Source organism: Fredinandcohnia quinoae, from assembly GCF_022427965.1.
GTDB lineage: Bacteria > Bacillota > Bacilli > Bacillales > Bacillaceae_L > Ferdinandcohnia > Ferdinandcohnia quinoae.
This window is the reverse complement of the sequence record NZ_JAKTTI010000008.1, coordinates 1-24,249: the sequence shown is the minus strand read 5'-3', so window position 1 is coordinate 24,249 and position 24,249 is coordinate 1. Positions and strand designations below refer to the sequence as shown.

Sequence of the window (24,249 nt, the reverse complement as noted above, 5' to 3'; positions counted from 1 at the left end):
ATGTATGTCGTATATTGGAGGGTAATATGAAAAAAATTGAGAGACTTATCTCGATAGTGATGATTTTGTTACAAAAAGAAGTTGTTTCAGCATCAGAATTTAGTCGACTTTTTCATGTAACGAAACGAACAATTCAACGTGATATGGAAACATTAAGTTATGCAAACATCCCTATTTATGCAAAATATGGTACTGAAGGGGGATATGCGCTAATGGAAGAGTATAAATTCGATAAACGATTACTAAATCACAAGGATATTGAAAATATACTTGTAGCTTTAGGTGGCTTTGAGGGACTGATTACCAATCAAGATATTCAAACGACTATACAAAAAATCAAAGGAATGACCAGCGCAGATATTTCTCCAATGCTTGATTTAACTTTCTATGATTGGCCTGGAAGAAGTCAGATTAACGAAGAAATATTATTTATCAGGCAAGCAATTGAGAACAATTGGTTATTAAAATTTGAATATGTGGATCAAATAGGAAACAAAACGTACAGAATCGTAGAACCCTATAAGTTACATTTTAGGGAGGTGTATTGGTATCTTTTTGGTTATTGTTTAGAACGAAGAGACTATCGAACATTTAAATTGACGAGGATACTAAATATCCAAAAAGACGGTTATTTTGTTCCAAGGACTGATCAGGAATTTAAACATGAAAAACAACACAATGAACAAATCAAATTGGTTAAAGTACAGCTATCGATAGATGTTGCTGTAAGAGATCAATTTATCGAAAGATACGGAAAAACTGCCGTTATAAAAGAAACTGCAAGTAGTTACCTTGCAACAATTGAATTGCCTGAGAATCAATATGCTTATCAATTTTTAGCAGGATTCGGTAATAAAGTTAAGATTATAAGGCCAAAAGGTTTTATTGTAAAATATGTAAAATTTTTAGAGGGAGCAGTGGAACTTTACAAATAAAAATGTTAATAGTTGTTCCAAGGGAGTGTACTTGATGAACGTTTTCAATTAAATTTTAAATGCTTCTTCAACTACATCTAAATACAGTATGACCTCTGATTGCTTAGACATACTTGGATCTTAATTAACCCAATCTCTATAACGTAAAAAAACGGGGAAGGAGCGGAGCGAAAAATCCGGTTAACATACTCCACCTCTACAATATGTAGGCCAAACACAAAAACCCCGGAAGCCACTCGGCTCCGGGGTTACTTACATTATTAATATTTATTCTGTGTTACGTTCAAACGGTTGATGGCGCGTTTTAAGGCGAGTTCAGCTCGCTTAAAATCTACTTGATCTTGTTTCGCCTGTAAGCGTTCCTCGGCACGGCGTTTTGCTTCCTGTGCGCGATGAATGTCAATATGCTCAGCTGTTTCAGCAGACTGGGCAAGGATTGTTACTTGATCAGGGCGAACCTCGAGAAAGCCTCCACTTACAGCCACAAGTTCAGTGTTGCTTCCATTTTTTAATCTGACTGCTCCAACTTGAAGAGGAGCAACCATTGGAATGTGTCCTGGTAAAATTCCAAGCTCACCACTCTGAGCTCTTGCACTTACCATTTCCACATCAGCTTCATAAACTGGGCCATCAGGAGTCACGACATTGACTTTTACTGTCTTCATTTTAAACCCTCCTAAGTCCCATTAATTATGCTTCAACACCCATACGCTTTGCAGCTTCGATAACATCTTCAATGCCACCCACTAGACGGAATGCATCTTCTGGAAGGTGATCGTATTTTCCTTCTAGAATTTCTTTGAAGCTTCGGACAGTTTCTTTAACTGGTACATATGAACCTGGTTGTCCAGTGAACTGCTCAGCAACGTGGAAGTTTTGAGATAGGAAGAATTGAATACGACGTGCACGTGCCACGACTAATTTATCTTCATCAGAAAGCTCATCCATACCTAGGATTGCAATGATATCTTGTAATTCTCTGTAACGTTGTAATGTTTGTTGAACTTGAGTTGCTACTTGGTAATGCTCTTCTCCAACGATTTCAGGAGAAAGTGCACGAGAAGTTGATGCCAATGGATCAACCGCTGGGTAAATACCCATCTCTGAAAGCTTACGCTCAAGGTTAGTAGTTGCATCTAAGTGAGCAAATGTTGTAGCTGGAGCCGGGTCAGTATAGTCATCGGCAGGTACGTAAATTGCTTGGATTGATGTAACAGATCCAACACTTGTAGATGTAATACGTTCTTGTAATTTACCCATTTCAGTTGCCAATGTTGGTTGGTAACCTACCGCAGATGGCATACGACCAAGAAGAGCCGAAACCTCAGAACCTGCTTGAGTGAATCGGAAGATGTTATCCATGAAGAATAACACGTCTTGTCCTTGTTCATCACGGAAATATTCTGCCATTGTAAGACCTGTTAGTGCTACACGCATACGTGCACCTGGTGGTTCGTTCATTTGTCCGAATACCATCGCAGTTTTAGTAATAACACCTGAGTCTTTCATTTCATAGTATAGGTCATTTCCTTCACGAGTACGTTCACCTACACCAGCGAATACGGAAATACCACCGTGTTCTTGCGCGATATTATTGATAAGTTCTTGGATAAGAACTGTTTTACCAACACCCGCACCACCGAATAGACCGATTTTACCACCTTTAATATATGGTGCAAGTAGGTCTACTACTTTAATACCTGTTTCAAGAATTTCAACCTCAGTTGAAAGTTGCTCAAATGATGGAGCTTCTCTATGGATTGAATCACGACGTACGTCAGCAGGAATTGCTTCGTCTAAGTCGATATTTTCACCTAATACGTTAAATACACGACCTAATGTTACGTCTCCAACCGGTACGGAAATTGGTTTTCCAGTATCAGTTACCTCTAATCCACGAACAACACCGTCTGTTGATGACATTGCAACTGTACGTACAGTATTGTCACCTAGGTGAAGTGCAACTTCCAATGTTAAAGTGATGTCAACTTCATTTTCATTGCGCGCACTATGATTAATCGTAAGGGCGTTATATATTTCAGGAAGATGCCCGCTGTCAAACTTAACGTCTACAACAGGACCCATAACTTGGGTTACGTATCCTTTTGTCATCGATTTCCCTCCTAACTTGCTTATCGGAAGTTCAAAAAGTCCGGTCGAAATCCTTCGTCAGCCTATTTTTAACTTCTATTTTAAACAAAGCTATCAATTTTTTATTAATTTCTATTCTAGAGCAGCTGCTCCACCGACGATCTCGGTAATTTCTTGTGTGATTGCCGCCTGGCGGGCACGGTTATATGAAAGTGTAAGTGAATCAATAAGTTCCTTCGCGTTGTCTGTTGCGTTTTTCATCGCAGTCATCGCAGAAGAATGTTCACTAGCCTTACCATCTAAAAGTGCACCATAGATGAGACTCTCAGCATACTGTGGTAGTAACACTTCAAGTATTTCTTCTTGTGAAGGTTCAAATTCATAAGAAGTTTGCTTTTTATTAGCAGCCAAATCTGTTAATGGCAATAATTTCTTTTCGGTAACTTCGTGTTGAATCGCACTTACGAAGTGGTTATACCACATGTAAAGCTCATCAAATGTTTCTTCCGAAAACATATTTACTGTATTATTAGCAATTTGCTTAATTTCAGCAAAAGAAGGTTGATCGGATAATCCAGTGATTTCTAAAGAAACAGAAACTCCACGTTTAACGAAGAAATCACGCCCAACACGGCCAATCGCGATAATTGTATATTCATCAGGGCTTTTATGACGTTGTTGAATCGTTTGATACAACCCACGAAGTACGTTCGCATTGTATCCACCAACAAGTCCTCGGTCAGCCGTAATTACGATATATCCTGTCTTTTTAACAGTTCTGCTAGTTAGCATCGGATGACTTGCATCAGAACTACCAAGTGCGATATTCGCAACTACCTCTTGGATTTTTTCCATATAAGGTACAAATGCTTTTGCATTTCGTTCAGCACGGCTAAACTTCGATGCTGAAACCATCTGCATAGCTTTTGTTATTTGACTAGTCTTTTTTGTAGATGTGATTCTATTTTTTATATCACGTAAGGATGCCAAAGGTTCTCACCACCTTTTTTGATCAAATGCTCCTTGGCGAATTAGCGCGCAAGCATGTATATTTCATTTAGCGGCGGGCATAAGCACGCCGCTCGTTTATTTACTCGGATACTGCGAAAGTTTTCTTGAAGTCGTTAATCGCTGCTTTGAAATCCTCATCCTCTGGAAGTTTTCCAGTTGATCGGATGTGATCCAGTAATTCTTTACGGTTATGATCTAACCATGTGTAGTATTCTTGTTCGAAACGACCAATGTCTACCAATGGAATATCGTCTAAGAATCCACGAGTTAGTGCATAAAGAATGGCAACTTGCTTTTCAACTGCTAATGGTTTGTTAAGACCTTGTTTTAACACTTCTACTGTACGAGCTCCACGGTTAAGTTTTGCTTGAGTTGCTTTATCAAGATCTGATCCGAATTGAGAGAATGCTTCTAATTCACGGTATGAAGCAAGGTCAAGTCTCAAAGTACCTGATACTTTCCTCATTGCGTTGATTTGAGCAGATCCTCCAACACGTGATACAGATAAACCTGCGTTAACAGCAGGACGTACACCTGAGAAGAATAGGTCAGATTGTAAGAAAATTTGTCCGTCCGTAATCGAGATTACGTTTGTCGGGATATATGCAGATACGTCACCAGCTTGTGTTTCGATGAACGGTAATGCTGTTAATGAGCCTCCACCTTTTGCGTCACTAAGCTTTGCAGCACGCTCAAGTAGACGTGAGTGCAGGTAGAATACATCCCCCGGATATGCTTCACGACCTGGAGGACGACGTAATAGTAATGAAAGTTCACGATATGCAGAAGCTTGTTTTGTTAAGTCATCATAGACAAGTAAAACGTGCTTGCCATTGTACATGAACTCTTCTCCCATTGTTACACCAGCATATGGAGCTAAGTATAATAAAGGAGCTGGTTGAGATGCAGAAGCTGTTACAACGATTGTATAATCTAATGCACCATTTTTACGTAATGTTTCAACAACACCACGAACAGTTGATTCTTTTTGACCGATTGCAACATAGATACAAATCATGTTCTCATTCTTTTGGTTAAGAATGGTATCGATTGCTACTGATGTTTTACCAGTTTGACGGTCACCGATGATCAATTCACGTTGACCACGACCAATTGGAATCAATGAGTCAATTGCTTTAATCCCAGTTTGTAGTGGTTCATGAACAGATTTACGATCCATGATTCCAGGAGCTGGACTCTCAATTGGACGAGTCTTTGTAGTTTCGATTGGACCAAGTCCATCTACTGGTTGTCCTAACGGGTTAACAACACGGCCGATCAATGCTTCACCAACTGGAACCTCCATAATACGTCCAGTACGACGAACTTCGTCACCTTCACGAATTTCAGTGTATGGTCCTAGGATGATAATACCAACGTTGTTCTCTTCAAGGTTTTGTGCCATTCCCATGACACCATTTGAAAATTCAACAAGTTCTCCAGCCATGACATTGTCGAGGCCATGAGCACGTGCAGTACCGTCCCCAACCTGGATAACCGTACCCACCTCGCTCACTTTTATTTCAGACTGATAGTTCTCAATTTGCTTTTTTATCAGCGCACTAATTTCTTCAGCTTTGATGCTCATGAATTTCACCCCTATCTTTTCGCGATAAGTTCACGTTCTAGACGTTCCAACTTACCTTTTACGCTTCCATCAAATATTTGATTTCCGATACGCAGCTTGACGCCACCGATCAGACTTTTATCAACGACATTTTCAATTTTTAGTGATGCTTTACCAACTTTTGCGGCAAATACGGATGATAGACCAGCTTTCTCATCCTCTGAAAGTGGGCGAATCGAGAATACCTTTGCTTCTGCAATACCACGTTCATTATTTGCTAATTCAATAAACTCATCAGCAACGTCAAGAATAAGTTCTTCACGATGACGATCTAATAAAAGACACAAAGTGTTAAGCGTCGTTTGCGAGAAGGATGTAAATGCTTCTTTCACTATCAATTTCTTTCTATCAATTGATAGTTTCGGATTGCTAAGTACCGTAAGAAAATCTTCATTTTCAGCGAATACTTGCTTGACTGTTCGAAGTTCGCCTTCAAACTGATCAAGTGCATGTTGTTCCTTCGCTAATTGAAAAAGAGCTACTGCATATCGCTTTGCTACGATTCCTTTGCTCATCGCCCTTCTCCTACCTCTTGAATATACTCGTTAATTAACTTCTCTTGGTCTGCTTGACTAAGTTCTTTCTCAATTACTTTAGAAGCAATTAATACAGATAGTGAAGCAACCTGTTCACGTAATGCCGTAACTGCTTGCTCTTTTTCTTGAACGATTTCTTTTTTCGCAGATTCTTTTAGGCGATTTGCTTCTTCACGAGCAGCTTGGATAATTCCTTCCTTCTGCTCATCGCCTAATTTCTTCGCATTCTCAATAAGTTGAGTTGCTTCAACTCGAGCGTTTTTCATAAATTCACGTTGCTCATCTGCAAGTTTCTTCGCTTCTTGATGATTTTGCTCAGCAGCTGTAATTTCATTTGAAATATGCTCTTCACGTTGTTTCATAATGCCCATTAATGGACCAAATGCAAATTTACGAAGTAATGCTAGCAATATAAGAAATGCAACCAATTGGAAAATAATATCTCCTAGGTTTACTGGAAGTTTACCATCTCCAGCGGCAGCACCCAATACAAAAAGGTTTGTAAACACAGTCATATTCACTCCTTTCAGATCTCCTTAGAAAGGAAACCCCCAGATTCATAACAAGAAAGACAGTTTCTCTTGCTTTTTATTTTTTATTGAAAAATTAGTTTATTGTGATTACTACAAAGGAATGGCGAAGGTTCTCATGGAATGATCTTCGCCATTTGATCAAATGCACCTTAAGGCATTTCATTACAAAAATTATCTAGCACCGTATACCATGAACGCGATAACTACTGCGATGATAGGCATCGCTTCAACTAACGCAACCCCGATTAACATTGTAGTTGTAAGAGTTCCACGTGCTTCAGGTTGACGAGCAATTCCCTCAACTGTACGAGATACGATAAGTCCGTTACCAATACCAGCACCAAGTGCCGCTAAACCTACTGCGATTGCAGCTGCTAATAAAGCCATTTTAAAAGTCCTCCTTTAAATTGTATAAAAGTAAATTATTATTGTTTTTTATGTCCAAAAAGTGTCATTTTGGACACGTTTTATATTTTTAATGGTCTGTACTCACTTTGTGTGAGAAATAAACCATTGTTAACATAACGAAAACGAATGCTTGGATTGCTCCAATAAACACACTGAATCCTTGCCATGCAAGCATCGGAATAATAGCACCAAGTGATCCGAAGATACCACTCATAAAGTCTTGAGCCCATCCGCTTGAACCCATAGTTGCTAGAAGCCCTAATAGAATCTCACCTGCATAAATATTACCGAATAGACGAAGACCAAGAGTTAATGTATTTGCAAACTCTTCAATAATTTTAAGTGGGAACATGAAAGACATCGGTCTAAAGAAATCTTTGCCATATTCAGCTGCACCCTTCATCTTAATTCCATAATAATGTGTTAAACCAACAACCATAACTGCCAGTGTTAATGTAATTGTTGGATCTGCAGTCGGAGATTTCCACCATAGATAATGGTCATCAATAATGACTGCAAACGGTAATCCTAACATGTTAGAAACGAAGATATACATTAATAATGTAATCCCTAATGTTAAGAAGCGACCGCCTGTCTTCCAGTCCATCGTACTATCAATAATCCCTTTAACAAAATCGATAACCCATTCCATGAAGTTTTGAACTCCAGTTGGTTTCATCGCGAGAGTACGAGTACCTAAAACAGCAACGATAAACACAATCGCACTCGCAATTGTAATCATCATAATATTGGATTTACTAAAATAAAGTCCTAATAATTCAAATGTAGGTGCTTCGTGACCCAACAGTATTCACCTCTCTTCCCGTTCTTTCAGCTCCAGGCATTTTGAAACACAATTAGTAGAGACTATTACCTCATTAACGTTCCAAGTGCACCTTTGCCTCTTAAGTCTATTTACGTATGTTTTGAAAAAAGAAATCTATCATAATGACGATATAGGATGTCATTAATCCCAAAATAGTACTTACTAGATGAAACTTGTCAGGATACTCCATAACGATTAACACAGCCAAACCTGCTGCTGCCATCCTAGAAAGAGTTCCAAGTGAACGCATCTTACGTCCCTCTTCAATTGCTTCATTAAACTGCTTGTTTTTTCGTGCCAACGTAAACAAATTATACAGACTAATTACAGTACCAAGTATCAGTCCTAAGAAGATAGATTGGTATGCCGTAAACCCCCAGCCTATAACATAAATTGCTAGAAGGAACATTATGTATTTACGATACCTCGTAAACATTTCGGCCAAATCTTGCATATCAAATTAATCTCCTGAGAAAAAGTGGTGGAGCAATCAGAGTGTTGAATAACCCCTAATTGCCAGTCCTATTTGAGGGCTGATTATTTCAAAAAGTAATGCAGAGCCTAGTTAGAGGTTACTTAAACCTTACTTGTTAAGCTAGACTACCAGATAAATACAGTTTTTCTGGATATATTGGGTTTCATTCATATAGGTTAAGAAATCCTTACACCTATGAAAAATAATGGTTTTAAAAGCAGTCAGAAAATACAAAATCATCATAACTCTACCCCTATGAAAACCTTATCATTTATACCCTTTGTAAGCATACAATAGGCACCTAGTAATGTCAATTGTTTGCAATGAAAAAGTTCACACACTTAACACTAAATTTATTTAATCAAATTACCTATCTATCAATATTTTCAGTTACTCCTATCCAAATAGTAAAAACCACTTCAAACCTAAGTGGAATAATGTTCACATAAAGTTCACAATTCCCCAACGTGTCAGTTACATCATCTTTTTTAGCGCCTAACACCGTTGGGGATCATGTGAATATATTTTATTGGCTGCCTACCACGGTATTGTCGAAATTTAGTTCGACTTCTAACGTGTCTTCTTTTCCTGCCTTTTTAGCAAAGATTAGTGCTTTATATACTCCTACAAGCTTTAATTTATCCAGGTTAATTTCACTATCAACTAATCCCCTCGTGACATTCCGTTTCCAATCTAAAAACATTACAAACCTGAATGTATCAGGGTCGTATAGTGCAATCCCGAATTCCTCAGCCCCTCCCGGTAAATACAACTCATAATGGAATGTCCCCTTTTTATCGTCTCTTCCAAATTGAAATCCCATGATTCTCGGGTAATCGGGCTCCTCAATTACGTACATATATGGTAGTTGAATTCGCTTGTCCCCATCTTTTAGGAATAGATAACCGTGATGAAGACCTGCACCGATAATGCTCGGAGTTACATCAATTGTTAGTGTTACTTGTATTTTTTCATCTGGTTTTAAATAGAATGGGTGAGGGATTTTCCACTGAATACCCTGTATATGATTGGGAACTTCAAACGAATAGTATTTAGAAGTGTTCGATCTATTTTCAATTATTATCTTTATCTTTTTCTCAGTTCTCGGATCCTTATGATGGAGCATACCAAAAGCAAGAGAGCTTGGATATACAAGTGTTTCTGCGTGGATAGCCTCATGTAATTGAACTCTTCCGGCACCTTGTTCATATGGTGCATAATACGTATTCTGTTCATTTTTTAATAGGAGAGCTGTATTCATTAGAGCTGCTTTTATTTGTAATGGTGACCAATTAGGATGAGCTTGTTTTAAAAGAGCGGCAGCCCCTGCAACATGAGGAGCGGACATACTTGTACCCTGTAATTCGATATAACCATCTGGTATGGTACTCTCAATCGCTACTCCGGGAGCAACGATGTCAGGCTTTATATCCCATGAATTAGTTACCGGCCCCCTAGAGCTAAATTCAGCGAGCGTATCCTCTAGTACATTAAACAACGTTGTTACATGCGTATTCCCATCCTTTATTTGTTTTTTCAACCAATTACCATCCACTTTTGAAATGGATGCAACTGGAATAGGTAGCTCTGAATCGAGTCCACCTTCAAAATTACCATCTGTATTATTATAAATTAATACCGCGATCGCCCCAGCATTATAGGCTCTACGTGCTTTTTCAGTAAATGTTATTTTCCCTCTTTGCATTAACACGATTTTACCAGTAACATCAGGAAATATTTCTTCATCTCCAATACCCGCTACTACAATTTCCTGTTTCTTTGAAAAGTCCCATTTCTTCGAACCCTGTAATAAGGCTAGCTGTATTTTTTTATCTTCAATCCCAATTGTAAGATACGGGACTTTCATAGGAGGGGTAGTTGCTCCAACTGAAATTGCCTTTGATGAGGTACCTGGAGATCCTACTGTCCATACATTTGGCCCAGAATTCCCACTTGATGTCACAGCAATTATTCCATTTTCGGTTGCCTTATCAAGTGCGAGACTTGTAGGCCAATCTGGTCCATTCACTGTATTTCCGAGTGAAAGATTAATGATATCAACCTTATCTTCGATGGCACGATCAATTGCAGCAATCACTTGCTCAGATGTTCCCATACCTCCAGGTCCTAGTGCGCGGTATCCGATAATTTCAGCCTCTGGCGCTACTCCTTTTAGTTTTCCGTTAGCTGCTATTATCCCTGCAACATGTGTACCATGAACCGTATTATGTACTGAAGAACCCTTTGTTTCCATCGGATCATCGTCTCCATCAACAAGATCATATCCACCTCTATAATTCATTCGTAAATCTGGGTGAGTATAATCAACCCCTGTATCAATGATGCCGACTTTAACTCCTCTCCCAGTTATTCGATGGTCCTTGGTATCAAAATGCCCTCGAACTGCATCCCCACCTATAAAAGGTACACTTTTATCAAGTGAAACCTTATAGGCAGTAACAGGAGAGCTATGTCGTATTCCTTCTTCTGCTTCAAGTTGTTGTAAATCTTTTCGTTTTCCTTTTACTGAAAAGCCATTAAAAACATACTTATAAATGTGATTAATTTTGATTGAAGGGTATTTTTCTTTTGTTCGTTGAAGTATTGATTTGATATTTTCTTTGTCAGTGATGATGATTTTTTCCACTACTTCGTTTAGGTCCTCCTTTGGAAAGGGCGGACGATTTGGAAAAGTTGTAGCTTCTATTTGATTGGGAAAAGAATTGAAAATGATGATACTTATTAAAGCAATTAGTAGTTTTCTCCACACAAAAAATCCACTCCTTGAGATAGTTTCTCTCAAAAAGTGGACAAATATGAATTATTCATATTCAACTTATTTTGTACCGTAAAGACGGTCGCCTGCATCACCTAGGCCCGGTACAATGTAACCATGGTCATTAAGCTTTTCATCTAGTGCTGCGATGTAGATATCAACATCAGGGTGTGCTTGTTTAACTACTTCAACACCTTCTGGAGCTGCAATGAGACACATGAATTTAATATTTTTGGCTCCACGCTTTTTCAGCGAGTTAATCGCTTCAACCGCAGATCCTCCTGTTGCAAGCATTGGGTCAACAACAATAAATTCACGTTCTTCAAGGTCTGAAGGAAGTTTCACATAATACTCGACTGGCTTCAATGTCGCTGGGTCACGGTAAAGACCAATATGCCCAACCTTTGCTGCCGGAATTAGATTTAAGATACCATCCACCATTCCTAATCCTGCACGAAGAATTGGAACTATACCTAGCTTTTTCCCCGCTAATACCTTTGATTTTGCTAATTTAACTGGGGTTTCAATTTCAACTTCCTCAAGAGGAAGGTCCCGGGTAATTTCAAATGCCATTAAACTTGCAACTTCATCTACTAATTCACGAAATTCTTTTGTTCCCGTATTTTTATCCCGGATGTATGTAAGCTTGTGTTGAATAAGTGGGTGATCAAAGACATATACCTTGCCCATTTGTACGATCTCTCCTTTTATTTGTATTTCATTACGGGTGCTCTTTCTCGTTTTACTTCAATTGATTTTACAGAAAAACAAACCCATGTTCAAGATAGATGAAAAAAATTTGAATACTCTCCATATTTCAATTTACAGTTTTATACAAAAGTGATATCATAATGATATAGAAATAATATGAATAGGAGATGAGTATATGAAAGAAAATCAGGCATTTAGAATAAATGGATTTTTAGGAATATTGACGATTGCAGTTCTTGGCGGGCTCGCATTCTTTATGTTCCTGAACACACAGATTGTTATTGCAATTGCCTTTTTAGTAATCGCAGTTCTCCTTGCTTCAGGCATTACAATTGTTCAACCTAACCAAGCTGGTGTCGTTATTTTTTTCGGTAAATATCTTGGATCAATTCGTGAAAGTGGCTTATTTTTAACTGTACCACTCTCAACAAGAAGAACTGTATCATTACGTGTGAATAATTTTAACAGTAAAAAATTAAAGGTGAATGATGTAGAGGGTAATCCGATCGAAATTGCTGCAGTTGTTGTATATAAGGTGATTGATTCAGCAAAAGCAGTATTTGATGTTGATCATTATGAAGAATTTGTAGAAATTCAAAGTGAAACAGCAATCCGTCATGTTGCAACAAAATATCCATATGATACATTCGAAAATGTCGAGTTAACATTACGTGGAAATTCCGAGGAGGTTTCAAATGAGCTGACTGCCGAACTCCAAGCAAGGTTAAATGTTGCTGGTGTTCAAGTAATCGAAGCTCGCCTTACTCACCTTGCTTATTCTACTGAAATTGCCCAAGCGATGCTGCAACGCCAGCAAGCATCTGCTATTATTGCAGCCAGGCACAAAATTGTTGAGGGTGCAGTCGGTATGGCACAAATGGCGATCAAACAGCTTGAAAATGATCGTACGATTGAACTTGATGATGAAAGAAAAGTTCAAATGGTTAACAATTTACTCGTTGCGATCGTTTCAGAAAAGTCAACACAGCCCGTTATAAACGCTGGGACTCTCTATTAATGAGCGAATCCAATGGCTAAAAAGAAAAGCTTTCCGCTACGACTTGACCCTGACCTCTATGAAATTATTCAAAAATGGGCTGCTGACGATTTTAGGAGTGTAAATAGTCATATTGAATACCTTCTCCGTGATGCCGCCAAACGTGCGGGAAGGACAAAGAAGGACAAAGAATGATGTAAAAGGGGTAGACTCTACAATATAGAGCTACCCCCTCTTACATTTTAGAGGTTGTTCAAAAAGTCCGGTAAAAATGACACATCGAATTTCTTCGTTGGCTTGCTTTTACGTTCCTTGGAAAAGAAATGTACTTTTCCTGTGTGCAAGAGCGTCTGCTCACGTATTAACCCCATACGTAAAAAGCATTCTGCACCTGCGTCTACTAGCTGAATCGAGGAAGTTCATTCCTCGGTGCAAGCCAGCAAAGAAGTTATGCGCAGAAGTAGGCTCGCTACTCAAAGCTGCGCCGCCTCGAACTTCTCGATCCTTTTTATCCTCCTTTTTGAACACGCACTTTTAATATTCTTTATATAATGTGAATCTAGCTGTTAATGCTTCAACACGTTGTTTGGCTTCTTCAAGTTTTTCAGGACTGTCAGCATTTTTCAATGTAAACCCAATGATCGAAGCGATTTCGTCCATTTCTTCAAGACCAAATCCACGACTTGTAACAGCTGCTGTACCAATCCGAATACCACTAGTGACAAATGGACTTTCTGTTTCAAATGGAATTGTATTTTTATTTACAGTAATTCCAACTTCATCAAGTACATGTTCTGCAGCTTTCCCTGTAGTTCCTAACGAACGTACATCTACTAATACAAGGTGATTATCTGTTCCATCAGATACTAATTGTAAACCTTCTTTTTTCAATCCTTCTGCAAGTCTAGCAGCATTTTTAATAATATTTTCCGCGTATACTTTAAAATCCTCTTGAAGAGCCTCACCAAATGAAACTGCTTTAGCTGCAATTACATGCATTAATGGGCCACCTTGAATTCCAGGGAAAATCGATTTATCAATTTTCTTTGCGAATTCCTCTTTGCAAAAAATCATCCCACCGCGCGGACCGCGTAATGTCTTATGTGTAGTCGTTGTTACAAAGTCAGCATATGGTACAGGGTTTTCATGAAGGCCAGCTGCAACCAGACCTGCAATATGAGCCATATCAACCATGAAATATGCGCCAACCTCATCAGCAATCTCACGGAATTTCTTAAAATCAATTGCACGTGGATATGCACTAGCACCAGCTACAATAAGTTTTGGCTTATGTAATTTAGCCTTTTCTAATACATCATTGTAATCAATGCGATGTGTGTCTGGATCTACACCATAATCAACAAAGTTATAGAGGACCCCACTGAAATTAACCGCGCTACCATGTGTTAAATGACCACCATGAGTTAAATTCATTCCTAGTACCGTATCACCTGGCTCTAAAATTGTAAAATAAACAGCCATATTAGCTTGTGCACCTGAATGTGGCTGAACATTGACATGCTCTGCACCAAAGATTTCCTTAGCTCGATCCCTTGCAATGTTTTCTACGACATCGACATGCTCACAACCACCATAATAACGACGCCCTGGATATCCTTCAGCATACTTATTTGTTAACACAGACCCTTGTGCTTCCATTACAGCTTCACTTACAAAATTTTCAGAAGCTATTAGCTCGATTTTTGTACGTTGTCTTTTTAACTCATCCTGAATTGCAGCAAATACTTGCTGATCTTGCTCCGATACATGTTTCATTTGGAATCCTCCTTTTACTCTATTTTCCAATGGTTTTTATACTTTTGTGAAAATTCCTTTCCATTGTATCACTTTTAAGATACTGGTGGTAGATTTTAAAATATTTTTCGCCTTATTTTCGTACATTAAAACATTTTTATGTAGTAATGTTTGTGTTTAGGGATGAAAAAAGGGAATTCAGCTACGTTTTGCAGCTTGATTTCCCTTTTTAAACTTGAACCATTAACACTTCCTATTTTCTTCTTTATTCGGATATACAGCTCTTTCACCGCCAATGAGCTTAGGTCTTGTCTTGGCTAATGTCACATGTGCTCCGCCAATTTCCTTGACCTTGCTTCGGATAGGTACAGCCACATGCTTAAGGTGCATGCCAATAAAGGTATCACCAATATCGATTCCAGCATCTGCCTTCACAAACTCGACAACAACAGAGTCATTCAGATGATCGAATGCATATGTAGCCATTGCTCCACCCGCTGTCCTTACTGGCGTCACTGTTACAAGTTCGAAATTCTTTTTCACTGCAGTTGATCTTTCAACTACCAATGCCCTGTTTAAGTGTTCACAGCATTGAAAGGCAACTTGAACACCTGTCTTTGACTGAACTTCTTTGATTTCACTGAAGATCATTTCGGCAACTTCCAATGTTCCAGCAGTTCCAATCTTTTTCCCAATTACTTCACTTGTGCTGCATCCAACAACAAGAAGCATATCTTCTGTCAATGACACATGCTCATTCAAATCAGAAAGTACCGTCTTCAATTGGCTACGCCATTGCTCTAATTCCTCTGACATGTTTAGTCCATCCTTTCAACAGCATACATACCTTCATTGGGTTTTTCTGCAACTATTGCTGACACCATTATAGTACACATGATGCCACGTCTTATTTATTCTCGTATTCAGCTATTTTATTAATGCGGTTTTCATGCCGGCCACCCTGGAATTCAGTTGTAAGCCACGCGATTGCAATTTCTCTTGCTAGTCCTGGCCCGATGACACGTTCACCCATGGCAAGAATGTTGCTATTATTATGCTCGCGTGTTGCCTTTGCACTAAAAACATCATGGACAAGTGCGCAGCGAATTCCTTTTACTTTATTAGCTGAGATACTCATTCCAATCCCTGTTCCACATATTAAAATTCCACGGTCAAATTCACCACTAGCAACCTTTTCAGCAACAGGTATCCCGTAATCTGGGTAATCAACAGAAGTTGTGCAGTCACAACCAAAATCCTCATACTGAAGTTCGAGCTCATCCATTACTTTTTTAATCTCTTCACGTAATACTAATCCACCGTGGTCAGATGCTATTGCTATTTTCATTTGACAGCCCCCCTGAATAATAATCCTATTACTATTGTATTCCAAATAAGCAACTCCCGCCAATTGTGCGGGAGTCTACTTTTTATTATCAATCACGCTAAAAATATTATAAAGTAAATCGATAAATTGTCTTCTTAAGTTTTCCAGCTTGTTCTGCTAGTTCTTGAGCTAATTGACTTACATCTTCAATCACACTGGCTTGTTGTTGTGTAGCTGCACTGACTTCTTGTGCACCTGCTGATGTTTCCTCTGCAATAGCTGCTACTTCCTGTGATTGTGTTGCTGTTACTTGGATATTTTCCATCTGCTTCTCCACAAGAACTGCAATTTGTTTGACTGCATCAGCAACCTCATGAACAGAAACCGTCATTTCGGCAATTGCCTCATTCGTAACAGTTCCCTTTTTCGCCTCCTCATTTGCAGCAGCAACCTGTTCAGCGATTTGAACCACGACATTACCTACTTCTATTTGAATATTTTCAATAAGTTCAGAAATACCTTGCACTGCTTTAGAACTTTCATCTGCTAGTTTTCGTACTTCCTCAGCAACAACTGCAAAGCCCTTTCCGTGCTCACCTGCACGTGCAGCTTCAATCGAAGCATTCAAAGCTAAGAGGTTGGTTTGTCCAGCGATATCGCCAACTAACGAGATAATATCCTCTACTTTTCTCGCATTCGTTTCAAGACGATTAACCGCCTCTAAGGATGTTTTGTTATTTTCAACAAGTTGATTAATACCTGAAATTAATGAATGGATAATCTCCTTACTATCATTCAATGAATCAACCATTTCAATCGATAATTGTTCTGATGTAACTGCTTTCTTTTGAACTTCTTCAGCGATTTTAATAACATCATCAACTGATTCTGCCGTTTCTTGAATTGAAACCGCTGAGCTGTCAGCACCTTTTGATATTTCTGAAATAGTCCGAGAAATGCTATCAGCCTGTTCAGATGCTAAACTAGATGCATTTGAAATATCAATTACCTTTTTATTTGTATGTTCAAAATTTTCTTCAATATTTTGTACCATATCCCTAAGATTATGCAACATTTTATTGAATGCAAGACTTAAAGAGCGAATTTCATCATCTGATGTTCCTACTGTTACATCCTCACTTATTTGTCCATTTGCCGCTTTTATTGCAACCCTTTCTAATCGTTGTAATGGCCTCGTAATAAATCCTGCAGCAAAATAAGCCAATACCCCAGACCAAAAGATCCCCATTACTAATGTTGCAGCCGTAAATACTTGCTCACTGAACATCTGATCTACAAAATTATATAGAAAATAAATAAACACCGCGGTTGATGAAAATGTTACAACCGCCAACACCGTAATGAACAAAACCAATTTTTTCCTAAGCCCAAATTTGTATCTCTTTTTTTCCTCCAACTTGTTCTCCCCCTGGTACATATTTATAAAGTTAGTTTCAAAAGTAATGAATCGATTAATGGAACCATTTCATCGAATGTATCTCTATATATGTCTAATGATCCTCCATATGGATCAGAAACATCCCCATTTTTAGCCACAAATTCCTTCAATGTAAATACTTTACTAGCGGCTTTAGGAAAGCGAAAAAGGATTTCTTGCTTATGGCTATTTGTCATTGCAAAAATATAAGTAGCCCATTCTACCTTATCATCAGTTAAAAAAGAAGATTTGTGGTCACACTTAATTCCATTCTCTTCTAATACTAATCTTGTATTGGTTGATACATCATGACCATCGCTAGCAAAAAGACCCGCCGATTTAACTTGTAAATCGTTACCAGCTCTAAAACGTAACAATGCTTCCGCCATTGGACTTCTACACGTATTTCCTGTACATACAAATAATATTTGTGTCATCATACAAGCCCACTTTCATAATTTTGTCTTCATTTTATTTGAATCGATAAAAATAGACAAATTTTGATATTACCACTATTATAAAGCACATGTATAAGGAGACATAGTCTAAAATGAAAAAAAGAGCATGAATTTTCACCCATGCTCACAAAGTTGTTATAATTTTTACAGGGGAAATAGTAATTTGATGCCAAAAGCAAATAATATACTGCCACCTAAAGCTTCACTATATTTTCCAAACCAAGCTTGTACCTTACGCCCCAGTAAAAGACCGACCCACGTCAAAAACATACTCACAATTCCAAACATGAAAATAGTAATAATAGTTTTTGCACCATATATCCCTAATGATAATCCCACTGAAAAACTATCCAAACTTACACTTAATGCAAAAATAAATAATCCAAACCCTTCAGGCGTGATCATTCTTTTATCGTCATTTTTGAATGACGAAATAATCATTTGTAGCCCTAATAAAAGTAAAAGTCCTCCACCAATATATGTCGCAATTACCCCAAGCTGTGATGATAAATATCCTCCAATAACCATTCCTAGAAGTGGCATCCACATGTGAAATAATCCAATTATCAATCCAATCGAAAAAATTTGCTTAAGCCGTAATTGAATTAAACCCATTCCAAGTCCTACGGAAAATGCATCCATTCCTAAGGCAAATGCCATTACAAATAAAGTTAAGAACTCTCCTAAAACTGCTGCTATCTCCATTTTCTACCCCCTCGGACTTGCCTATATCAACATATGCAAGTCCAAAAGGAATTAGAATAATCTGTTTTAAAATGTAAAGCATTAAATAAGACTAAGACTATTCATTTTGTCCTTCATTCTCATAAATAAACTTGTGAGCTGCAGCCTTTTCCAAGCGATTCATAATAGCTTGGCCAATTCCCACAGATGGAAAGTCTTCACTATAGATAACGTCTACACCTCTTTTATCAAATAAGCGTAGTGCTTCATATAAATTACTTGCAACCGTACGCAAGTCTTGAAGTGTCCCACAACTAATCACCGCATCTGCCACATAGCTTACTTCATTTTCATTTGTTGTTAATACACCTACTCGATAACCTTCTTGTTGTTTTTTTGCGATTAGTGCCTGCATAAAACGTAGCGTTCCATTCACAATATATAGTGGAGCAGTCGGTGCATAGTGTTTGTATTTCATCCCTGGTGCTTTTGGAGCCTGTCCTTCTTCAAGTAAAGCTCTATCAATTTCAACTTTTCCACAGATTTCTTCAAGCTGCTCCTTCGTAACACCACCTGGACGTAAAATGATCGGAATCTCGTCAGTGCAATCAAGCACTGTTGATTCCAAGCCTACACCGGTTGCACCTCCATCCAAAATACCCGCAACCCTGCCGGATAAATCATCACTAACATGACCTGCTAAAGTTGGGCTTGGTTTCCCTGAGAGGTTGGCACTCGGTGCCGCAAGTGGTAGATTCGCTCGTCTGATTAATGCAAGTGCAAGTGGGTGATCTGGCATTCTAACTGCCACTGTGTTACGGCCAGGTGTAACCTTTTCCGAAACAGCATTTGCCTTTTTCTTAAGCACAAGCGTTAACGGTCCCGGCCAAAAATGAGCTATTAGACTCCGAGCAGTTTCTGAAATATCTTCCGCAATCTCGTCTACTTGTTCAATTTTTGCAATATGAACGATGAGTGGATTATCACTCGGTCGACCTTTTGCTTGATATATTTTATCCACAGCTTCATCTGATTTAGCATTTGCCCCTAGACCATATACCGTCTCCGTAGGAAAGGCAACTACTTCATTTTCTTGTAAAAGCTTGGCGGCTTCTTTAATCTGTGGATAATCCTCTAGTTGTTCCAGTTGCTTATCCACAACCCAATATTTCGTGTCCATTTCAAGCATCTCCTATATCTAAATTGGGCAAATTTCCATATAAAATGCCTCATTTATTTTAATCACAATATAAGAAATTATAATTATCTCAACAACATAAAACAAGTATTATCCACAATTTGTGGATAATACCTTCTTTAATGTGGATAACTTTGTGGATATGCACATTTTTGGGTAAGATGGTGGCAAGCATCATGTGTAAAGAAATTCACGCAACCTTAATGAACATGAACATTGGCTCTACAGAATGGCAGAGCTGTGTAATATGGTCAGATGTTTGCAAGTGAGTAGGTAATTCACACATATCTATTTTTGTGAACCCAAGTAACTCAAAAAATTGGATTGAAGCTTCTATGTTTGTTGTCAAATATAAATGCTCCAATTCCTTCTTTTTAGCTAAAGATAGAACACTTTTAAATAGTGCAAGAACTTCCGTTTGATCAAGTCCTTGTGTAATCACCAGTGAGCGAAGAAGTCCGTCCTTTTCAATGCGCTCAATTCCGATTGTTGCAAGAATATTGTAGTCAACATCCTCCATCACGATAAAATGATCAATGATTGAATCAATTCCCTCCGAACTTACATCGGCTCGTCCTAAAAATCTCTTTATGTTATCAATATCTTGTACATTTGCAATTCGTATTTGCTTCATTATCATTCACCTCATTTGATAGATTACTACTATCTACTCTATGAGGATTTATACAAAATAGAACAGCTTACTAGAATTTTCAACTGAATAAGGATGTGAAGAAATCAACGAGGAAAAAACGAACCTCCACCTCATCCTCATCTTTTTTCTCTATCTTTTTATTCTTCTTTTTATCTTCCTGTTTTTCAACTGACACAACTTTCTTCTCTTCTTTTTTGTTATCACCAGAAGTATCAACTGCTTCACCATTAGAAAAGTCTAGGAAACACAAAGGTGGAAAAAGCACACACCACCAGTTCGCCCCTTTTGCCTCTCCAAGTGAAATAAGAATGGCTTCATAATTACCTGCTGGATAAAGAAATTCACCATATAATTTTGTCGGAAAGCTTACATTGCTTCCATATTTCACCGAAAAAGTTTGGTTACTATTTTCATTCTCAAGTACATCTTTAACAATCTCTTCAATTTCAGGTAATCTCTCTTGGATTAGGGTTCTAGCAGCTTCAACCGATGTTAACTTCTCGACCCATTTGGTAATTTCTTTATTAACCTCATCACGGATTAATCGTTTTAACGCTTGATCCTCATCTGAATCACTATTAGCTAATATGCGAAGACGAATGGCCTCGTCTGGAATTTCTGTTGGCCCACTTGCGTTTGTTTTCTCTAAAAATAAGTGACTATTTGCACCGATAAATAATAATAGAATAAAAAAGATGATTGCATATTGTTTTCTCATTTTACTAGCACCGCCCCTTCACTAATCCATTGTGGACAGGAAACCAACTTCTTAAACTAGCAAAATAAAAAAATCTAGTAATCCATTTACGAATTCTATGAAACTTTGAATATATGTACCTACATTGCCACATATCCACAATAGTACTGACATCCGCGTATAGAAAAGCCGCTAAGACAAATGTCCAAGCGACCTTTTTTCAATTGAATCCTATTTCAGCAAATACCATCCGATCCTTGCCATTAATGTCATTTACAACCTCAATCTTTGCTTTCGGGAATGTCCCTCTAAGCATGGTGGCTACATCATTCCCTTGTCCAACACCAACTTCAAAAGCGACAATCCCTTTCTCCTTTAATACAAGAGGGATCTCCACCATAAAGCGCCGATAAAAATCTAAACCATCACGTCCACCTACAAGTGCCCTTATCGGTTCATGATCTTTCACAACTGTGGATAAGGTGTTAATATCTTCTTCAGGTATATATGGTGGATTTGACACAACCACATCGACCCTAACACCATTTGTAATGAGAGGTTGTAATAAGTCACCTTCTAGAAATCCTACATCTGCACCTAGCTTCAAAGCATTTTCCTTCGCTACCTGTAATGAAGCCTTGGCAATGTCGACTGTCACCACCTCTAGGGTAGGATTTTCTAACGCTAATGTAATCGAAATAGCCCCACTCCCAGTTCCGACATCTACAACACTTACCGGTACATTTTCTCGAAAATTCCCTTTGATCCGTTCTAATAGACCTTGTACGAGTTCCTCCGTTTCTGGCCTCGGGATCAGTACTTCTTCATTCACAATAAACCTACGTCCATAAAATTCTTCGTAGCCAATAATATGCTGGGGAGGAGTCCCTTTTACAACTTGCTGTACTGCCTCGATAAACTTCATCTTAACCGCTTCATCCAGTTCCTCCCGAAGATCTGCAAGAAGCTGCGCACGACTTTGACCTAGATAATGACATAAAAGCAACTCACCCGTATTTTCATCCCGACTATTTTCTTTTAAAAAAGAAGAAGCCCATTTGAGGGCTTCATACACTTTTTGAAAATCTTGCATTACTCTGCTTGCTCCATTTTCAATGCCTGATCTTCCATTACAAGTGCATCAATTACTTCATCAAGCTTACCTGTAAGAATTTGATCAAGCTTTTGAATGGTCAATCCAATTCGGTGGTCGGTAACACGATTTTGCGGGAAATTATAGGTACGAATTCGTTCAGAGCGGTCACCAGTTCCGACAGCTTGCTTTCGGTTTTGATCATACTCTGCTTGAACTTCTCGTTGAATTTTATCATATACACGTGCACGTAAAACTTTCATTGCTTTTTCTTTATTTTTAATTTGCGATTTTTCATCCTGACATGAAACAACCGTACCAGTAGGTAAGTGAGTTAGTCGTACTGCAGACATTGTCGTATTAACACTTTGACCCCCAGGACCACTAGATGCAAATGTATCCACACGAATATCCTTCTCGTGGATTTCAACTTCTACTTCTTCCGCCTCTGGTAATACAGCAACAGTTGCTGTAGACGTATGAATACGTCCACCTGATTCCGTCTCAGGAACACGTTGAACACGATGGGCACCATTTTCAAACTTCAAGCGAGAATAAGCACCTTTACCACTGATCATAAAAATGATTTCTTTATAGCCTCCGACTCCAGTCGTATTGGCTTCCATTACTTCTGTCTTCCAGCCTTGCATTTCTGCATAACGGCTATACATACGATATAGATCACCAGCAAATAGAGCTGCTTCATCCCCACCAGCAGCACCACGAATCTCCATAATAACGTTCTTATCATCGTTCGGGTCCTTCGGAAGTAAGAGAATTCTCATTCGCTCTTCAAGTGCTTCTACACGTTCTTCTAGTTCGTTTATTTCTTCTTTTACCATCTCTCTCATCTCAGCATCAAGCTTTTCATCAAGCATAACCTTCGCATCATCGAGCTGTTCCTTAACTTCCTTGTACTCTCTATATGCTTCAACAGTATCTTGTATATCTGATTGTTCCTTCGAATAATCACGTAATTTCGTAGTATCATTAACGATATCTGGATCACTTAATAATTCATTCAATTTTTCATAACGAGCTTCTGTCGCTTCTAAACGATCAAACATGGGCTTCACCTCAAATTTTGTCCATAACAGTCTAATTATAGTATAGGTTTACTATACCCGTCAAAGCAATTTCACAAACATATATACCCTCATAGTCTTCCAAATGTACACTTCGTTCCCTGTTGTCGAATTCATTAGAAATTGAGGGGTTATCTTCTTTCTTTGCCGAATGAATACTAGTTTTGTCTTCTGTGAAGGATATCAATTATAAAGAGAGAATAGGTATGACAAAAGGAAAGGGGAGTGGTTATTGTGAATACAGCTGAGCTTGCAGGTATAGTAGGTGTATCTACAAAAACAATAAGAAGATGGATTAGGGATTATAACATCCCTTGCCAAAAAAATGAGTATGGACACTTTATTTTTACTGATGAAGATCTCACATTTTACAATCAGATTCGTGATCAATTAAAGAACGGCACTCCAAACGATGAAATAAAAGCAAAAGTAAAACAACCTAGAAAGGGGACCGTCCGAACGATGCAAAAAGGCACCGATCAGCCTGTTGAGCAACTAGTTGCAAAACTGCTTGAAAGAGTTGAGCAAAACGAACGAAGGATTGAATCAAAAGCAAGTGATGTTGTTTCCTACCAACTTCTTCAACATCGCAATGAATTAGATGAGCTACAGAAGAAGGTAAAACAATTAGAAGATTATATTCAAGTATTAGAAAATGAAAGACGTAACATGAAAAGGGAAACGACACTTAAAATAGAACCTCCAGTCCAAAAACCGAGAAGGCGAAAGAAAATTATGGGATTTCTATTATAAAACGTACTTCCTCAATGGAAGTACGTTCAGACTGTAGACAAACTCGAAGATTTTCGAGTTTGCCTACAGTTTTTTTTCATTTAGAATAGAAATAGGTAAATAGTGTAGGTTGATTTCCACTCCGGGTGGTCGCTTTCCGCGGGCGGGGCCGAGCCGCTTCCCTCGCTACGCTCAGTCCAG

General features: G+C 38.4%; 26 protein-coding genes. 4 read left to right on the top strand and 22 right to left on the bottom strand.

The window, feature by feature from the left end; genetic code table 11:
* The first annotated feature begins 26 nt into the window (after nucleotides 1-26).
* Nucleotides 27-935 carry a helix-turn-helix transcriptional regulator gene (locus tag MJG50_RS07380; RefSeq protein ID WP_240254167.1) on the top strand — a complete coding sequence of 303 codons (909 nt, stop codon included), beginning with the start codon at nucleotides 27-29 and terminating at the stop codon, nucleotides 933-935.
* A gap of 260 nt (nucleotides 936-1,195) precedes the next feature.
* Here MJG50_RS07380 and MJG50_RS07375 read toward each other — a convergent pair whose 3' ends face one another.
* The 11 genes from MJG50_RS07375 to upp form a co-directional block, all read right to left on the bottom strand.
* Nucleotides 1,196-1,600, bottom strand: coding sequence for a F0F1 ATP synthase subunit epsilon (locus MJG50_RS07375; RefSeq protein ID WP_240254165.1), 405 nt, complete (start codon nucleotides 1,598-1,600; stop codon nucleotides 1,196-1,198).
* Nucleotides 1,601-1,625: 25 nt separating this feature from the next.
* Nucleotides 1,626-3,047: a F0F1 ATP synthase subunit beta gene (atpD, locus tag MJG50_RS07370; RefSeq protein WP_240254163.1), complete on the bottom strand. Its 1,422-nt coding sequence runs from the start codon at nucleotides 3,045-3,047 to the stop codon at nucleotides 1,626-1,628.
* A gap of 111 nt (nucleotides 3,048-3,158) precedes the next feature.
* A complete protein-coding gene (locus tag MJG50_RS07365) occupies nucleotides 3,159-4,016 on the bottom strand; it encodes a F0F1 ATP synthase subunit gamma (RefSeq protein ID WP_240254161.1) in 858 nt (285 codons plus the stop codon).
* 100 nt (nucleotides 4,017-4,116) lie between these two features.
* Complete coding sequence (atpA, locus tag MJG50_RS07360; protein WP_240254159.1) at nucleotides 4,117-5,625, bottom strand: F0F1 ATP synthase subunit alpha; 1,509 nt, start codon at nucleotides 5,623-5,625, stop codon at nucleotides 4,117-4,119.
* Between the two features lie 11 nt (nucleotides 5,626-5,636).
* Nucleotides 5,637-6,179, bottom strand: a complete 543-nt coding sequence (locus tag MJG50_RS07355) for a F0F1 ATP synthase subunit delta (RefSeq protein ID WP_240254157.1) — start codon at nucleotides 6,177-6,179, stop codon at nucleotides 5,637-5,639.
* Nucleotides 6,176-6,715 (bottom strand): F0F1 ATP synthase subunit B, encoded by a 540-nt coding sequence (gene atpF, locus MJG50_RS07350; RefSeq protein ID WP_240254317.1) that lies wholly within the window; start codon nucleotides 6,713-6,715, stop codon nucleotides 6,176-6,178. The genes MJG50_RS07355 and atpF overlap by 4 nt, the downstream gene beginning before the upstream one ends.
* 189 nt (nucleotides 6,716-6,904) lie before the next feature.
* Entirely contained in the window at nucleotides 6,905-7,120 is a 216-nt protein-coding gene (gene atpE, locus MJG50_RS07345; RefSeq protein ID WP_240254155.1) for a F0F1 ATP synthase subunit C, read from the bottom strand.
* An 88-nt stretch (nucleotides 7,121-7,208) separates the two neighbouring features.
* Nucleotides 7,209-7,946 (bottom strand): F0F1 ATP synthase subunit A, encoded by a 738-nt coding sequence (gene atpB / locus MJG50_RS07340; RefSeq protein WP_240254153.1) that lies wholly within the window; start codon nucleotides 7,944-7,946, stop codon nucleotides 7,209-7,211.
* 106 nt (nucleotides 7,947-8,052) lie between these two features.
* Nucleotides 8,053-8,421 carry an ATP synthase subunit I gene (locus MJG50_RS07335; protein WP_240254151.1) on the bottom strand — a complete coding sequence of 123 codons (369 nt, stop codon included), beginning with the start codon at nucleotides 8,419-8,421 and terminating at the stop codon, nucleotides 8,053-8,055.
* A gap of 547 nt (nucleotides 8,422-8,968) precedes the next feature.
* Nucleotides 8,969-11,089 (bottom strand): S8 family serine peptidase, encoded by a 2,121-nt coding sequence (locus tag MJG50_RS22130; RefSeq protein WP_345893217.1) that lies wholly within the window; start codon nucleotides 11,087-11,089, stop codon nucleotides 8,969-8,971.
* 189 nt (nucleotides 11,090-11,278) lie between these two features.
* Nucleotides 11,279-11,908, bottom strand: a complete 630-nt coding sequence (upp, locus tag MJG50_RS07325) for a uracil phosphoribosyltransferase (protein WP_240254149.1) — start codon at nucleotides 11,906-11,908, stop codon at nucleotides 11,279-11,281.
* Nucleotides 11,909-12,104: 196 nt separating this feature from the next.
* Here upp and MJG50_RS07320 point away from each other — a divergent pair, with 196 nt between their 5' ends.
* A complete protein-coding gene (locus MJG50_RS07320; protein ID WP_240254144.1) occupies nucleotides 12,105-12,947 on the top strand; it encodes an SPFH domain-containing protein in 843 nt (280 codons plus the stop codon).
* A 12-nt stretch (nucleotides 12,948-12,959) separates the two neighbouring features.
* On the top strand, nucleotides 12,960-13,121 hold the full coding sequence (locus tag MJG50_RS07315; protein WP_240254143.1) for a type II toxin-antitoxin system antitoxin: 162 nt from the start codon (nucleotides 12,960-12,962) through the stop codon (nucleotides 13,119-13,121).
* Between the two features lie 339 nt (nucleotides 13,122-13,460).
* On the opposite strand, the gene glyA is transcribed toward MJG50_RS07315, so the two are convergent.
* The 11 genes from glyA to prfA all read right to left on the bottom strand — a co-directional run bounded on the left by glyA (nucleotide 13,461) and on the right by prfA (nucleotide 23,298).
* The gene (gene glyA / locus MJG50_RS07310; protein ID WP_240254142.1) at nucleotides 13,461-14,702 is read right to left on the bottom strand and encodes a serine hydroxymethyltransferase; all 1,242 of its coding nucleotides are present in this window, start codon (nucleotides 14,700-14,702) and stop codon (nucleotides 13,461-13,463) included.
* 222 nt (nucleotides 14,703-14,924) lie between these two features.
* Complete coding sequence (locus MJG50_RS07305) at nucleotides 14,925-15,497, bottom strand: TIGR01440 family protein (RefSeq protein WP_240254141.1); 573 nt, start codon at nucleotides 15,495-15,497, stop codon at nucleotides 14,925-14,927.
* Nucleotides 15,498-15,588: 91 nt separating this feature from the next.
* Nucleotides 15,589-16,029 (bottom strand): ribose 5-phosphate isomerase B, encoded by a 441-nt coding sequence (rpiB, locus tag MJG50_RS07300; protein WP_240254140.1) that lies wholly within the window; start codon nucleotides 16,027-16,029, stop codon nucleotides 15,589-15,591.
* 106 nt (nucleotides 16,030-16,135) lie between these two features.
* Nucleotides 16,136-17,446, bottom strand: a complete 1,311-nt coding sequence (locus tag MJG50_RS07295; RefSeq protein WP_431307264.1) for a methyl-accepting chemotaxis protein — start codon at nucleotides 17,444-17,446, stop codon at nucleotides 16,136-16,138.
* 2 nt (nucleotides 17,447-17,448) lie between these two features.
* Complete coding sequence (locus tag MJG50_RS07290; RefSeq protein ID WP_240254138.1) at nucleotides 17,449-17,886, bottom strand: low molecular weight protein arginine phosphatase; 438 nt, start codon at nucleotides 17,884-17,886, stop codon at nucleotides 17,449-17,451.
* Between the two features lie 162 nt (nucleotides 17,887-18,048).
* On the bottom strand, nucleotides 18,049-18,609 hold the full coding sequence (locus MJG50_RS07285; protein WP_240254137.1) for a manganese efflux pump MntP: 561 nt from the start codon (nucleotides 18,607-18,609) through the stop codon (nucleotides 18,049-18,051).
* Between the two features lie 97 nt (nucleotides 18,610-18,706).
* The gene (locus tag MJG50_RS07280; protein ID WP_240254135.1) at nucleotides 18,707-19,768 is read right to left on the bottom strand and encodes an L-threonylcarbamoyladenylate synthase; all 1,062 of its coding nucleotides are present in this window, start codon (nucleotides 19,766-19,768) and stop codon (nucleotides 18,707-18,709) included.
* 208 nt (nucleotides 19,769-19,976) lie between these two features.
* Nucleotides 19,977-20,420 carry a GNAT family N-acetyltransferase gene (locus MJG50_RS07275; protein ID WP_240254133.1) on the bottom strand — a complete coding sequence of 148 codons (444 nt, stop codon included), beginning with the start codon at nucleotides 20,418-20,420 and terminating at the stop codon, nucleotides 19,977-19,979.
* A 79-nt stretch (nucleotides 20,421-20,499) separates the two neighbouring features.
* Nucleotides 20,500-21,159 (bottom strand): stage II sporulation protein R, encoded by a 660-nt coding sequence (gene spoIIR, locus MJG50_RS07270; RefSeq protein ID WP_240254131.1) that lies wholly within the window; start codon nucleotides 21,157-21,159, stop codon nucleotides 20,500-20,502.
* Between the two features lie 199 nt (nucleotides 21,160-21,358).
* On the bottom strand, nucleotides 21,359-22,231 hold the full coding sequence (prmC, locus tag MJG50_RS07265; protein ID WP_240254129.1) for a peptide chain release factor N(5)-glutamine methyltransferase: 873 nt from the start codon (nucleotides 22,229-22,231) through the stop codon (nucleotides 21,359-21,361).
* Nucleotides 22,231-23,298 carry a peptide chain release factor 1 gene (gene prfA, locus MJG50_RS07260; RefSeq protein WP_240254127.1) on the bottom strand — a complete coding sequence of 356 codons (1,068 nt, stop codon included), beginning with the start codon at nucleotides 23,296-23,298 and terminating at the stop codon, nucleotides 22,231-22,233. The genes prmC and prfA overlap by 1 nt, the downstream gene beginning before the upstream one ends.
* A gap of 252 nt (nucleotides 23,299-23,550) precedes the next feature.
* Between prfA and MJG50_RS07255 the strand changes: the two genes are divergently transcribed.
* Nucleotides 23,551-24,069: a MerR family transcriptional regulator gene (locus MJG50_RS07255; protein WP_240254125.1), complete on the top strand. Its 519-nt coding sequence runs from the start codon at nucleotides 23,551-23,553 to the stop codon at nucleotides 24,067-24,069.
* Nucleotides 24,070-24,249: the final 180 nt, after the last annotated feature.